A 13918-nucleotide genomic window follows, 5' to 3' on the forward strand; every position below is an offset into this window, starting at 1 on the left:
TATTAATATTTTTATTAACTATTATATAACAATTCATACCATGAAAAAAAGCACGTTTCAACGTGCTTTTAAAACTGTACTAATATTTTCTTCAATGACCTATACTACAATAGTGAAATTGTTGTATTTGGCTCATGAATGAAACCATTATTCTTTGGTAATTTTGCAAGGAACTCATTTGGGTCTACTTGGATTGGTGGAAATGTATTATAATGCATCGGAATTACTTGCTGTGCATTAATCCATTCAGAAGCAATTACTGCATCGTCGATTCCCATTGTAAAATGATTACCAATTGGTAAATATGCTAGATCGATTTTTTCATACTCACCTAATGTTTTCATCCCTCTGTATAACGCAGTATCACCAGCATGATAAATTGTTTTACCAGCTATTTTTAATAAAACGCCTGACGGTGGTCCTACATTAATTATTTGTTTATTTTCTTCATCAACAATACTTGAGCCATGGATTGCTTCTACTAATTTTAATTTACCAAATGAAAACTCTTTTTCTCCCCCGATATGCATAGGGACAACTTTGACACCTTGCCACGAAATCCAAGTTGCTAATTCCACAGGAGCAATAACCGTTGCATCATTTCGTTTTGCTAGTTCAACTGTGTCACCTAAATGATCGCCATGACCATGTGTTACATAAATATAATTCACTTTAATATTTTCTACCTTCACATTAGTATGTGGATTACCATTAATAAATGGGTCAATAATAATTGAATCTTGACCGTGTTCTACTAAAATAACACTGTGCCCAAAATATGTAATGTTCAAATGAAGTCGCTCCTTTATTATAAAATTAGTCTCTACCACATTTTAACAGATTATTTTCTATTACAAAAATAAGAAATAAGTTAACTATTTTACGTAATTTGATAAAAAATGATAAAATAAGAGTGTTATAAACTGTAAAGACTTTTTTGTTTATTGCAGTAATTTGTTTTTTAAGAAAGGATGTTACAAATGGAACACCGTATACAAAATCTATCAACTTGGTTAAAAGAGCAAGATATTCAACTAGGATTTATTACATCTACTGAGAACGTATTTTATTTAACTAATTTCCATTGTAATCCACATGAACGTCTTTTAGCTTGTCTTGTATTTCCAAATGATGAGCCAATTCTAGTATGTCCACAAATGGAAGTTGGACATGTGCAAAACGCAGGTTGGAAATATGACGTAATAGGCTTTAATGATAGTCAAGATCCTTGGGCAATGATACAAGAAACATTAGCAAAACGTAATATTACAGTAAATCGTATGGCGATTGAAAAAGAACATCTTCTTGTTGGCCGCTATGAAAGATTAGTACAACTTTTCCCTGGCGTACAATTCCTAGCAGCTGAGGAAAAATTACATGACTTACGTTTAATTAAAGATAGTGAAGAAATTCGTCGTATGCAAGTTGCTGCTGAAGCTGCTGACATGGCTTGCCAAATTATTGTTGATCGTATTGCTGAAGGCAAAACAGAAATGGATTTAATTGCTGAAATGGAATACGAAATGAAGAAAAAAGGTATTTCTAAAACTTCATTTAGCACTTTAATTTTAACTGGTGCAAACTCAGCGTTACCACATGGAAATCCAGGTACAAACCCAATTAAAAAAGGTGATTTCGTACTTATGGACTTAGGTTTTATCGTTGATGGATATTGCTCAGATATTACTCGTACAGTAATGTTTGGTCAACCAAATGAGCAACAACAAGAAATTTATGAAACCGTTTTAAAAGGTCAACTTGCTGCAATCGAAGTAAGTAAACCGGGCGAGGTATTAGGAAATGTTGATCGTGCTGCTCGTCAAATTATCACTGATGCAGGATATGGCGAATACTTCGTTCACCGTATTGGTCACGGTTTAGGTATTGGAATCCATGATTACCCGTCAGTAAATGATTCAAATACTGGTATTATTAAAACTGGTATGTCATATACAATCGAGCCAGGAATCTATGTACCAAATGTTGGTGGAGTTCGTATTGAAGATGATATCGTTATAACAGAAACAGGTGCAATGACATTAACGAAGTTCCCTAAAGAGTTAATCATCCTATAATATGAATCAAGGCGGATTAATAAATATTCGACAAGTACTTCCCTCAGATATCCCTATTATGCATAAATGGGAATGTGATGATGAGATTGGTAAGCTTGTAGGAATAGAAAAACCACGTTCTTTAGATGAAATGGTACAAGGCTATGAAAAATATTTTGACGGACTTAAACCTAATCTCCACTTGTTCACAATCGAAAACAATGGTATTTGTGTAGGAAGAATTGAATTAGGAAATCTTGATCAAGAGAATCATCATGCCGCTTTTGGAATCGTAATTGGAGATCATTCAATGCAAAATAAAGGAATTGGTTCATTTGCATTAAACTATCTACTAAATTATGCTTTTAATGAATTAAAACTCATAAAAATATATGGTGAAGTATACGATTATAATATCGTTTCACAAAAATTTCTTACAAAATTAGGCTTTCATTTAGATGGTATATTGCGCAAGCATGAGTTTTTCAAAGGCGCTCATCGAAATATGCATCAATATAGCATGCTGAAAGAAGAATATAATTTAAGTCAGGTTTAAAAATAAACCCCCTTTCTTCATAAAGATGGAGAAGGGGGTTTATTTTTAAACCTTTTGAAGTATTGTATGTTGTAAAGGAACACCACCCATTGATACATTTCGTTCAATTAGATGATAGTGTTTACCATTTATTATGAAAAGTCTATTCCCTCTGTAATCAACTGTTTTACCTTGGCTTTCTAATTCAGCCTTCACAGCCTTCGCATAATCATTTAGATGTATATAGCGCTCATCTAAATCTAATATAATATTTTGATTACGATAACCCATTAGCCAGTTAAACGCGAAAATACCCGCAATCAGAAAAATAAGGATTAAAATAAACTCCAATACCATCGCTCCTTTTTACATAAAATGGAAATTATAATATAATTTTACTATAAATTTAAAGTGAATGTTATTGTAATTGAGAAAAAAATAAAATCCCTTTACCGTCTTCGATAAAGGGATTTTTCTTTAAATTAGTTTGTAGAAACAGATGTACCTTGTAATAAAGTAGTTGCTTCTTTATATTCTAAGCCGTGAGCTTCAGCTACTGCTTCGTAAGTTACATATCCATCAAGTGTATTAATACCTTTAAATAATGCAGAGTTATCTAAGCAAGCTTTTTGATAACCTTTGTTAGCAATTTGAACTGCATAAGGTACTGTAACATTTGTTAATGCCATTGTAGAAGTACGAGGTACTGCACCAGGCATATTTGCTACAGCGTAGTGTACTACTCCATGCTTCTCATATGTTGGGAAATCATGAGTTGTAATACGATCTGTAGTTTCGAAAATACCACCTTGGTCAATTGCAATATCAACTACAACTGAACCTGGTTCCATTGATTCGATCATTTCTTTTGTAACAAGTTTTGGCGCTTTTGCACCTGGAATTAATACTGCACCGATTACAAGATCAGATTCTTTAACCGCTTCAGCAATATTGTAAGGGTTTGACATTAAAGTCGTAATTTGATGACCAAAAATATCATCTAATTGACGTAAACGATCTGGATTTAAGTCAATCATCGTTACGTGAGCACCAAGACCAACAGCCACTTTAGCAGCATTTGTTCCTGCTACACCACCACCAATGATTGTAACATTTCCACGACGTACTCCTGGTACTCCACCTAATAAAATACCTTTTCCGCCTTTATTTTTCTCAAGGAATTGAGCACCGATTTGAGCTGACATACGTCCTGCTACTTCACTCATTGGAGTTAATAACGGTAATGTATTACCAACTTGTACAGTTTCGTAAGCAATTCCGACTACTTTATTATCAATTAAAGCCTTAGTTAATTCAGGCTCTGGAGCTAAATGTAAGTATGTGAATAAAATTAATCCTTCACGGAAGTATCCATATTCGCTTGGAATTGGTTCTTTAACTTTCATAACCATTTCATTATTCCAAGCCTCTTCAGCTGTTTCAACAATTGTTGCGCCAGCATTTACGTATTCTTCATTAGTAAATCCTGAACCAATTCCAGCATTTGTTTCAATGTAAACTGAATGACCATGTCCAACTAAGTTCATTACTCCAGCTGGTGTCATTGCAACACGATTTTCGTTGTTTTTTATTTCTTTTGGTACCCCAATACGCATGTTATTTCCCCCTGAAATATATTTATTTCGTGCCTCTTAGGATGAGCTCTATTTATTAAAAAATAATACATTTTTATATTAACACAAAACATATAGTGCAGAAAATGAAAACGCTTAATTTCGTTTAATAAATATTAATTCAGAATCTTTTTTATTATAAATTATGCTTTAAAAATGGAATTGTCCCACGAATTCTCATGATAATGGAATATGTCTGTATTTATTAATAACATCCAAGCCACCAGTGACTTCAAATATATCACCTGTTATAAAATCAGACTCTTCCTTACACAAAAATTGCACCATTCTTGCTATATCTTCCCCAGTACCAGATCTTCCAATTGGTGCAAGACCTTTTCCATCCTTACTTGCTTCAGATTGATTTGCCTCTTTCATATCACCAAAAATATCTCCAGGACAAATCATATTAGATGTTATACCATTCTCTGCTTCCTCATAGGCTATTGTTTTAGTCAAAGAAACTAGACCTACTTTAGCTGCGCTGAATGCAGAACGATAAATCCACCCCGAAGCTGAATTGGCACCTTGGAATCCATAATTTATGATACGTCCATATTTCTGCTTTCTCATAATTGGAATAATTTGCTTTAAAAGATAAAACACGCTGTGCAAATTTCCATACAACAAGTATTCCCACTCTTCATCAGTGTAGTCAGCCAGTTTTTTACGGTTAAATAAATACGGGCCAGCATTATTGATAAGACAATCGACCCTACCGAATTTCTCCATCGTTTTTGAGACAATCTCATTAATAAATTGTTTATCGCAAATATCACCTTTTACAAAAAGAACCCGGTCCAAATAATCCTTCCATTCTTCTTTTCGCTCTTTGATAGCCTGTTCATCAGAAAAGTAAGTAACAGTTACTGAATAACCATCGTTTAAAAATGCTTCAGTTACTTTCTTCCCTAACCCCTTCGATCCTGCCGTAATGACAGCATGCCTCATAAAACTCTTCCTTTCGAGTCTAAATAATTTTATATATTTGTGAAAATCATCTAGATAAATCAATCAATTGTATGTATTTGTAGATCTATTCTCATTATCCTTTTTAATTGGTTATTTAAGCATAAAGCCAGTTCATTAAAAATTATGTCATTATCTTATACCTTTATCTTTAATTTAGTAAGATTATTTTATTAAAAGATAACTATGTTTTCTATTATTATGAATTATTTTCCTTTTATTTTAATAATTTTTATTTTTAGATTTTAGACTTTAATTTAAAAATTTTTATTGAAATTTAAAATTCAATTTGTTTCAATTATTTTTTTCAATGTATAATATAGTCAAGAGGGGGAGTAAGGGATGTTTCAAGATTATTTTTCATACGATGAACGATTAGGTATTTTTCTACCAAGCCTAAAATTAGATTGGGAAGATTACTCTCACGATCAGCAACAAATGATTCTTACGGAATGGGAATATATCCGTGGTGGAATACCTGATCAAATTACACGTTTAGAGTTTACAATTAATCATAAACAAGAACTTTTAAATCACGAATCTGATTTTGTTTTGAGCTGTAAATTAAATTCTGAAATTGCAGAATTAGCATCAATTATTAACGATCTTTGGATTTGGTTTAGAAGTAACCAACAAATGTCCAATGATACAAAAATACATGGTTAAAAAGCTAACAATTAATTTGTTAGCTTTTTCATTCTGTTGAAAAAAGAAGTTATCAATTAAATAAGAATATCTTGTTGGTTTCCACTACGGGATGCTCGCTTTCCATGGGGCATGAGCTGAGCCTCCTCGTTCCTGCGGGGTCTCACCCTTCCTGCATCTCCCATAGGAGTCGAGCGTCCCTTCGTTCCAACCAACTCTTCAAATAAAAAATTAATCTTTATATCATTAAATAATGATCATTTTAAAGAATTGTCTTTTGACTAAAAACTGTAACCAAAAATCAAATTCTACTGATGCAAATTTACTCAATATATTTTTTAGCAAAATCATTATTAGTTCAATAAAAAAACGTAAAAAACATTATTTAATCATGAGTATTAGAGCCACCTTGTATAAACTTATTAATACTTTTAAATATTGACAACAATATATTTCAAAAATTTGAAAAAGCTAACAATTAATTTGTTAGCTTTTTCAAGAGTGTTGAAATATAAAATGATCAATAGGGAAAACGGACATTAAATGAACATTTAATAATGATGAAATTTTCATTTTTCTGGATGATCTTTCCAATAACATTAGACATGTTTTTTCAGAAGTTAAAAAAATTATGAGCTTATTCTTAGAAAAACAAATTCATTTGATTAATTTAGTTTAATGTTCGATATTAATAGAACTACAAACTGATTAATAAAAACTGCTAGATTACTCTAAGTAAAGGCTATTTGATTAGGATTTATTGCATACTTTTTTTGATGAAAAAGTTGATTGGAATGGAGGGGTGCTCGACTCCTATGGGATTAGCGGGAAGGCTGAGACCCCGCAGGCTTGCCGAGGAGGCTAAAGAATCTCGCCCCATGGAAAGCGAGCATCCTGTAATGGAAATCAACATCACTCTACTCCTTTTACGAAAATTTGGTAATGTAACAGCGTGGAAAAAGCTAACAATTAATTTGTTAGCTTTTTCATTTTGTGAGTACCAGTTTATTCATTTTCGCGCTTTTGAATTTGTAAAAGAGTGTCTCCGATTGTTTTTAGTTCCTCTTTTAGTCGGATGGTTTCATTCGCAACTTTTTCGGAAGATGCTTCTTTAATTTGCTTGTTTAGTTGGTCAGCCACTTTTCGTAACTTTCCGATGGATTGTTCTAGTTGAAAACTTGATGTAGGCTTCATAATTGTCTCCTTGAATGGTTTTCTTTTAGCATACCACATACTCGTTTACAACCAAACGGGTATTCGATTAACTAAAGGTAAATTGCCTAATGGAGATTGAAGTATTTCGGTTTCAACTCATTCTACATTAAAAAAAGCTAACAGATAATTTGTTAGCTTCTCAAATTGCGATTTAATCTGTTGGTTCTTGGTTTACCCGTTCCGATAATATACGATATTGATAAAATTTCTTTGTATATTCTAATACGTTTTTTGTAAAAGATTCATTCCATTTTGCCCCAACAGAAACTCCTAATAAAGGAATACCACCTAAAACTTTATTCCGTAATGAATGGATCATTAATAACTTGCACATTTGTAATATGACAGTGTAATAGACCCCTTCTCCATTAAATTGATTTTCCCAAGTTGCAAATACGTCAGAATCCTCATGCTTTAAAATATCGTTCATTAACTTACTCCAAACAACGTATTTTTCGTTTGATGGGAGGATTGCACCTTGTAGTACTTTTAAACTACATTCCATTTCTTTTGGAATACTTACATCATAACCATAACAAAGTGCTATTTCTTGTACCGTTTTAAGATTAATAAATAATAAAGCCGGTAAATCACCAAATAAAGCAAGCTTTGTACTAGTTCCACTTATTCCACCTTGAACACTTGAGACTATTAATGCTTTCGATATTTCTTGTTCAGCTAAAAAATTCAATTGTCTTAATGGTAGCTTTCTTAGATCACTTATTGTCTTAACATCACTTCTTAAAATTTGTGCTCGATTAAGTATATCTAATTTCTTTTCTTGAAACTGTTTTGTTGTTTGTATTAAAGATTGAGTGTGGAAAAAAGCAGTTGAAAAAAATTCATTAAAAGTATTCGAATAGCTCTGGGGTATTTTTTGGAGGAGAAAATTAGAAGCATTTTGATACATTAGTTCTAATTTATTTAAATTTTGCTGTTGTTTCTTTTCAATCAAATCGTTAAGTTCGAGCCATAAATTATACTCTTTCATTTGATCCATACTATCACCTCGAATATAAAAAAAACGTAGAGCCAAAAAGTGATCTCATTTTAAGAATATGAGTTCATCTATTTTTGTATGCTCTACGTTTATGTTTACTAAACAGATTATTTCATTCCAACTCGTACTACATCTCTTGCAATTACAACTTCTTCATTAGTTGGAATTACAATTACTTTAACTGGAGAGTGATCAAAGCTAATGAAAGCTTCTTTTCCTCTAAAGTTATTTTTACTTGGGTCAAAATACACACCCATAAATTCAAGACCTTCTAAAACAGCTTGACGAATTTCCGGTCCGTTTTCACCAATACCAGCAGTGAAGATAATCGCATCTACACCTTTCATACGTGCAGCATAAGATCCTAAATATTTGTGAATACGTTCAATGAATACACTTTGAGCGATTTTAGCTCGTTTATTACCTTCTTCAGCTGCAGTCTCAATATCACGTAAGTCACTTGAGAATCCAGAGATACCAAGCATACCACTTTGTTTATTTAATACATCAAGTACTTCCTCAGCTGTTTTACCCGTTTTTTCCATAATAAATGGAATTAAAGCTGGGTCTAAGTTACCTGAACGAGTTCCCATTGTTACACCAGCAAGTGGAGTGAATCCCATTGAAGTATCAATTGATTTTCCACCTTCAACTGCAGCAATACTTGCACCATTTCCTAAGTGACATGAAATAAGTCTTAATTCTTCAAGAGGTTTACCGATTAATTCAGCAGCTCTTTCTGTTACATACTTATGAGATGTACCGTGGAATCCATATTTACGAATACCAAATTGTTTATAGTACTCATAAGGTAAGCTATATAGGTAAGATTCTTCAGGCATTGTTTGATGGAATGCAGTATCGAATACAGCTACTGCAGGAATATTTGGTAATAATTCTTTAAATGCACGAATACCAACTAGGTTAGCTGGGTTATGAAGTGGTGCTAAATCAGAAAGTTGATCAATTTGTTGTTCAACTTCTTCAGTAATTAAAGCAGAATCTGTAAATAGTTCTCCACCGTGAACTACACGATGTCCAACTCCATGAATTTCATCGAATGAAGAAATAATTCCTAAACCTGTTAGCTTTTCAAGAAGCATTTTTACTGCAACAGAATGATCAGCAATATCTGTTACTTCTTTAATTTTTTCCCCGTTTACTGAAATTACAAAAACGCTATCCTTAATACCGATACGTTCTACTAAACCAATTGTAAGTACTTTTTCGCTAGGCATTTCAATTAATTGAAATTTTAATGACGATGAACCTGCATTAATAGCAAGAATATTTGCCATGTTTTTACATCTCCTTTAAACATGAAACTGTTATATTTTTTTAGCTGAAATTATTATAACACAAATTAGTTTACGTGTTTAAAAGTTCAATTATTGTAAATTTTCTTTAAACCATTCATTCATTTGAAGCATAATATCTTCAACTGCTTTCATATTCGATAACTTAGGGAAATCAACTAATAAAGCCTGTTTTGGCTTCTTCATATTTTCTGCATTTTTGCGGATTATTAATATACTTTTTTGATGTCTTTCGTCCTTAAAGGCAGATACTGGCAACTGTATCAATCCTTGAATAACGCCTGTTTCATTAATATAGCTTTGTAATTGCGCAGATTGCTCTGAAGTAAATAAGTGATTTGGAACTAGCGAGATGAAAAATCCTCCAGATTTTAAGTAGTTCATACTTTGCTCAATAAATAAATGATGAGCATAAGACATGCCCTCTTTTGCTTTTAAAGTAAACTCTTTTGCACGTTCTGCATTTGGATAAAAGCCAATTGGTAAATCACAAACAACAAGATCAACCGGATCTACAAATAAAGGTGCTAAACTGTCTTGATTAAATAATTCAATTTCATGGCCAAGTAAGTTGCCAATAACAAATGCGATTCTAACAAGAATGTCATCTACATCGATTCCAACAGAATCAGTAAATTTATCTTTTGAAGAATTTAAAATTGTTAATAGAAGATTTCCAGTACCAATTGCCGGATCTAAAATAGTTAAATTTTGTTTACCCTCAGTAAGCTTTCCTACTAAATAAGTAATAATAAAAGCAATACCATCTGGAGTCATTTCATGGTTTGTTTGTACCCCTTGTTTCATTCCTTTTAGTATCGCTAATTGAAATGCTCTACGAATACTCTCATTATCTTTTGACGCCGATGTAAATTGATGAATTGTATTCATCAGTTTATCTTTTTGTGGACCATTAATTTCTTCTTGTAAAACTTCCCCTTCAAAGAAATTTTCACCCGTTTCAATTAATGCCTCTAAATAAGAAATTTCTAAATTATCTTTTAAACATTCTGTCGATTCATCTATGTAATTAAATAAAAATTCCACTGAATTCTCTTTTAGCATTTTTCATTCCTCACTTTCATAATAGAACAGTCATTGTGTTTCATTATACGTATGGCTTTTAAACGTGTCCACTTTATTAAATTCTTCTATTAGAAAGTATTTGGTTTTTTTAATCATTTTTAATCCAGTACTGTTAATTTAATTTTAATGGATGAATGTTTGCTTTTAATTAATACATTTTGAACTTTTTATGTAGTTTTAATTTTTTTGTATTGAATTGGAATTAATGGAATTATGACGAACAGTATCATTTTCATAAAGCACTACTGAATACATAAAAAAAGACCTCCTTTATTGAGGCCTTCGTTAACTAATTTTTACTTTTTTCTTTTCTAACGGCTTCATAAATCGAGTGATATAGTTCAAAGATTTTGTTCCATGAACTAGGCGATATAAGCTTGTGATAACCGATAGTAGTGTATATGGTTTGTATGCTAAGTACTTTGATTCCCATTTATTTGCAAATTTACTTTTAAAAATTAATAATCCTTTGAAGTTATAAATTGAGTTACCATATTTAAAGATCATTTTTGCAGATTTCTCGATGATTGATGATTTTGAATCTTGGCCAACATTTGCTAATGGTGCCATTCCAAGGCTGCAGCTTTTAAATCCATTTTCTTTTGCCCAAAACATAATTGAAACAAAAAGCATATCCATCGTTCCGTATGGTAATTCTTTTAAATATCTCATTAAATCAATTGTTATATTTTCGCCTTGAATTGGTAATGTCGCAAAAGCAATAACTTGACCATTTTTATCCCTTAAGATTCCGATCGGAAAATTTGAAACATAATCAAAATGAAATGAACCAACTGAAAAGGATAGCTCTTCTCTTCCGTTTAACCATACATCTGAGACCCCTTTTAGCTCTTGAAGTAGACCTATAGAATATCCAGGCATAGACACTTCAAATTGATATCCTTGTCGGATGAATTTGTTCCTTTTTGTTCTTAGTTTTGCTCCTTTTTTACCTGCAATTTCGAAATTTTCTAATTCAACTATTGCTTCTTCACCTAATTTCAACAATCGATAGCCAGCTTTTTCATACAACATCTTTGAGTTTTCGTCTATTTGATAAAAGCACGGAGTACACTTCATACTCCTTGAATAATTTTCAAACTCCTTTATTTTTTCAAAAGAAATCTCACCAATTGGATCACATAGAACAACTAATTTATTCCCCTGTTTCCGGTAAACAAATGCAGATTTTTGATCTTCTGAAAGAAATACTTTTTTATCTCCAAGTAATCCTAAATGTGTTAATGAAGTTCCACCATATGTTTGAATAAGTTGTTGAATAATCTCAATTGTAGTTTTATGATTTGATTCTTTTAAAATTTGTTTCATAATACCCCCAAAATAAAGAGTCAATTTTCTTTACAATTTCTATTTTACAAAAAATAATTCCTTGTGGATATCCATACATTAATTTTTTTTAATAATGTATTGTTTGGTAATATTTAACCCCTCCTGTATAATTCAATTTATTAAATATATTGGATGTGAGTACAAATGAATAAGAAAATTGGTTTTATTGGTTGCGGTAAAATGGCTCAAGCTATGATTGGTGGGTTAATTGAATCGAATGTAATTGATAAGCATCAAATTTATGTAAGTGCAAGGTCTAATGAAACACTTGTAAAAGTGAAAGATTTATATAATGTTCACACATTAAATAGTAATATCGATTTAGCAATGCAAGTTGATTATTTGTTTTTAGCAGTTAAACCTGATTTATATCCAACTATTATTGAAGAAATTAAAGAAGTTATTTCAAATAATACTGTAATCATTACGATTGCCGCTGGAATTACTTTAGAAGGTGTAGAGAAATCCTTCGGTAAAGAGGTTAAAATCGTTAGAACAATGCCAAATACTCCTTCATTAGTTAGAGAAGGAATGAGTGCACTTTGTCATAATCAAGTAGTGACCAATGAAGAGTTAAATGAAGTAATGGAAATTTTCAATAGCTTCGGAAAATGTGAATTAGTAAATGAAAAATTAATGGATGCGGTTCCTGCTGTTAGCGGTTCTTCTCCAGCTTATGTTTACTTAATGATCGAAGCTTTAGCAGATGGAGCTGTATTACAAGGAATACAGCGAGACCAAGCATATAAGTTAGCTGCCCAAGCTGTTTTAGGTGCAGCAAAGATGGTACTTGAAACTGAATTACATCCTGGTGAATTAAAGGACCAAGTTTGCACACCAGGTGGTGCAACAATAGAAGCAATTGCTGAATTAGAAAAAAAAGGCTTCCGCTCATCTATTATTTCTGCCATGGAACGTTGTACTGAGAAATCAGTTTCTTTAGGTAAATGATTTTAGCAACAGTCTAATAATACACACTGAGGCATTCATATTTGTGAATGCCTTTTTAATGCAAAAAAAAACTGCCGAGATCTACTCGACAGCCTTTTACCTCTTAATAGAGTTATTACTATTATTTTGCAGCTTTTACAGCTTCGATTGCTGCTTCATAATTCGGATGAGTTGTACCTTCAGCTACGTACTCAACGTAAGTAACAACATCATTTGAATCTACTACGAATACTGCACGAGCTAATAAACGTAATTCTTGCATTAAAACACCAAATGCTTCACCAAAAGATGCATCACGGTGATCAGAGTAAGTATGTACATTTTCTAAACCACTTGCAGCACACCATCTTTTTTGTGCGAATGGTAAGTCCATTGAAATTGTTAAAACTTCAACGTTTTCTACGTTTGATAATTCTTCGTTAAAACGACGAGTTTGTGCATCACAAATTCCAGTATCTACAGAAGGTACTGCGCTAATTAAGCGTACTTTACCAGCTGAAGCCTCTAAAGTTACAGGGCTTAAATCATTTGCTAATACAGTAAAGCTTGGAGCTTTTTCTCCTACTTTTACTTCTTGTCCAATAAGAGTTACTGGATTGTTTTTAAATGTTACAGATGCCATGATATTTCCTCCCAAAATTACAAAATGTTCACAACATTTATCTTACTGGAAGGAAACCATGAATGCAATTAACTTTACTTAAATTTTATATTTAATCTAAATCTGTATCAAAAATTGCCTCATCATCAACTGAATTATCATTTTTCTTCATATATTTTTTTGCTTTTTCAAGCGCTTGTGGCGCTAAATCCATCAGCTTTTCAATTAAATGCGTGTTTTGATCTAAGTGAAGTAATTTTACTCCATCTTTGTTAACGATTAGAAATGCAATTGGAGTAATTGATGCACCTCCACCTGTACCTCCTCCAAATGGATGTGGACTTCTTACTTCAGCTTCTTTAACACCATCTACTAAATGGTAATTTCTGAATTCACTTCCACCAGCTGCAAAGCCAACCCCTACTTTTGATACGGTTAAGATTAAACTTCCATCTGGTGTTGAAATTGGATCACCAATAATTGTATTTACATTAATCATTGCTGATAAATTTTCCATTGCCGCGTGCATTAAGTCTCCAATAGGATGTTGACTCATTGTTAA

At 32.2% G+C, this 13918-nt stretch carries 15 protein-coding genes; 4 read left to right on the top strand and 11 right to left on the bottom strand.

What is annotated here, in order from left to right:
- Positions 1 to 104: 104 nt before the first annotated feature.
- Positions 105 to 791 (bottom strand): metal-dependent hydrolase, encoded by a 687-nt coding sequence (locus BM319_RS15915; RefSeq protein ID WP_069034607.1) that lies wholly within the window; start codon positions 789 to 791, stop codon positions 105 to 107.
- Between the two features lie 189 nt (positions 792 to 980).
- Between BM319_RS15915 and BM319_RS15920 the strand changes: the two genes are divergently transcribed.
- Positions 981 to 2075 (top strand): M24 family metallopeptidase, encoded by a 1095-nt coding sequence (locus tag BM319_RS15920; protein ID WP_091023598.1) that lies wholly within the window; start codon positions 981 to 983, stop codon positions 2073 to 2075.
- 1 nt (position 2076) lies between these two features.
- Positions 2077 to 2610, top strand: coding sequence for a GNAT family N-acetyltransferase (locus BM319_RS15925; protein ID WP_069034609.1), 534 nt, complete (start codon positions 2077 to 2079; stop codon positions 2608 to 2610).
- Between the two features lie 45 nt (positions 2611 to 2655).
- Here the strand turns inward: BM319_RS15925 and BM319_RS15930 are convergent, their stop codons facing one another.
- The 3 genes from BM319_RS15930 to BM319_RS15940 all read right to left on the bottom strand — a co-directional run bounded on the left by BM319_RS15930 (position 2656) and on the right by BM319_RS15940 (position 5174).
- The gene (locus tag BM319_RS15930) at positions 2656 to 2946 is read right to left on the bottom strand and encodes a hypothetical protein (protein ID WP_091023600.1); all 291 of its coding nucleotides are present in this window, start codon (positions 2944 to 2946) and stop codon (positions 2656 to 2658) included.
- A gap of 125 nt (positions 2947 to 3071) precedes the next feature.
- Positions 3072 to 4205: an alanine dehydrogenase gene (gene ald, locus BM319_RS15935; RefSeq protein ID WP_069034611.1), complete on the bottom strand. Its 1134-nt coding sequence runs from the start codon at positions 4203 to 4205 to the stop codon at positions 3072 to 3074.
- Between the two features lie 195 nt (positions 4206 to 4400).
- The gene (locus BM319_RS15940) at positions 4401 to 5174 is read right to left on the bottom strand and encodes an SDR family oxidoreductase (protein ID WP_091023602.1); all 774 of its coding nucleotides are present in this window, start codon (positions 5172 to 5174) and stop codon (positions 4401 to 4403) included.
- Positions 5175 to 5534: 360 nt separating this feature from the next.
- Between BM319_RS15940 and BM319_RS15945 the strand changes: the two genes are divergently transcribed.
- Entirely contained in the window at positions 5535 to 5858 is a 324-nt protein-coding gene (locus BM319_RS15945) for a hypothetical protein (RefSeq protein ID WP_069034613.1), read from the top strand.
- A 984-nt stretch (positions 5859 to 6842) separates the two neighbouring features.
- Here the strand turns inward: BM319_RS15945 and BM319_RS24765 are convergent.
- The 5 genes from BM319_RS24765 to BM319_RS15970 form a co-directional block, all read right to left on the bottom strand.
- On the bottom strand, positions 6843 to 7031 hold the full coding sequence (locus BM319_RS24765) for a hypothetical protein (RefSeq protein WP_069034614.1): 189 nt from the start codon (positions 7029 to 7031) through the stop codon (positions 6843 to 6845).
- A 172-nt stretch (positions 7032 to 7203) separates the two neighbouring features.
- Complete coding sequence (locus BM319_RS15955) at positions 7204 to 8052, bottom strand: EcsC family protein (protein WP_069034615.1); 849 nt, start codon at positions 8050 to 8052, stop codon at positions 7204 to 7206.
- 107 nt (positions 8053 to 8159) lie between these two features.
- A complete protein-coding gene (locus tag BM319_RS15960; protein ID WP_069034616.1) occupies positions 8160 to 9350 on the bottom strand; it encodes an acetate kinase in 1191 nt (396 codons plus the stop codon).
- Between the two features lie 90 nt (positions 9351 to 9440).
- Positions 9441 to 10433 carry a class I SAM-dependent methyltransferase gene (locus BM319_RS15965; protein ID WP_069034617.1) on the bottom strand — a complete coding sequence of 331 codons (993 nt, stop codon included), beginning with the start codon at positions 10431 to 10433 and terminating at the stop codon, positions 9441 to 9443.
- A 306-nt stretch (positions 10434 to 10739) separates the two neighbouring features.
- Positions 10740 to 11783 carry a phosphatidylglycerol lysyltransferase domain-containing protein gene (locus tag BM319_RS15970; RefSeq protein WP_069034618.1) on the bottom strand — a complete coding sequence of 348 codons (1044 nt, stop codon included), beginning with the start codon at positions 11781 to 11783 and terminating at the stop codon, positions 10740 to 10742.
- Positions 11784 to 11948: 165 nt separating this feature from the next.
- On the opposite strand from BM319_RS15970, the gene proC reads away from it, so the two are divergent.
- On the top strand, positions 11949 to 12755 hold the full coding sequence (gene proC / locus BM319_RS15975) for a pyrroline-5-carboxylate reductase (protein ID WP_069034619.1): 807 nt from the start codon (positions 11949 to 11951) through the stop codon (positions 12753 to 12755).
- Positions 12756 to 12876: 121 nt separating this feature from the next.
- Here proC and tpx read toward each other — a convergent pair whose 3' ends face one another.
- Positions 12877 to 13377, bottom strand: a complete 501-nt coding sequence (gene tpx / locus BM319_RS15980; protein ID WP_056472180.1) for a thiol peroxidase — start codon at positions 13375 to 13377, stop codon at positions 12877 to 12879.
- Positions 13378 to 13468: 91 nt separating this feature from the next.
- Positions 13469 to 13912, bottom strand: a complete 444-nt coding sequence (gene ytfJ, locus BM319_RS15985; RefSeq protein ID WP_069034620.1) for a GerW family sporulation protein — start codon at positions 13910 to 13912, stop codon at positions 13469 to 13471.
- Positions 13913 to 13918: the final 6 nt, after the last annotated feature.

Origin of the sequence: Bacillus sp. UNCCL81, assembly GCF_900112535.1 — a bacterium.
GTDB lineage: Bacteria > Bacillota > Bacilli > Bacillales > Bacillaceae_G > Gottfriedia > Gottfriedia luciferensis_B.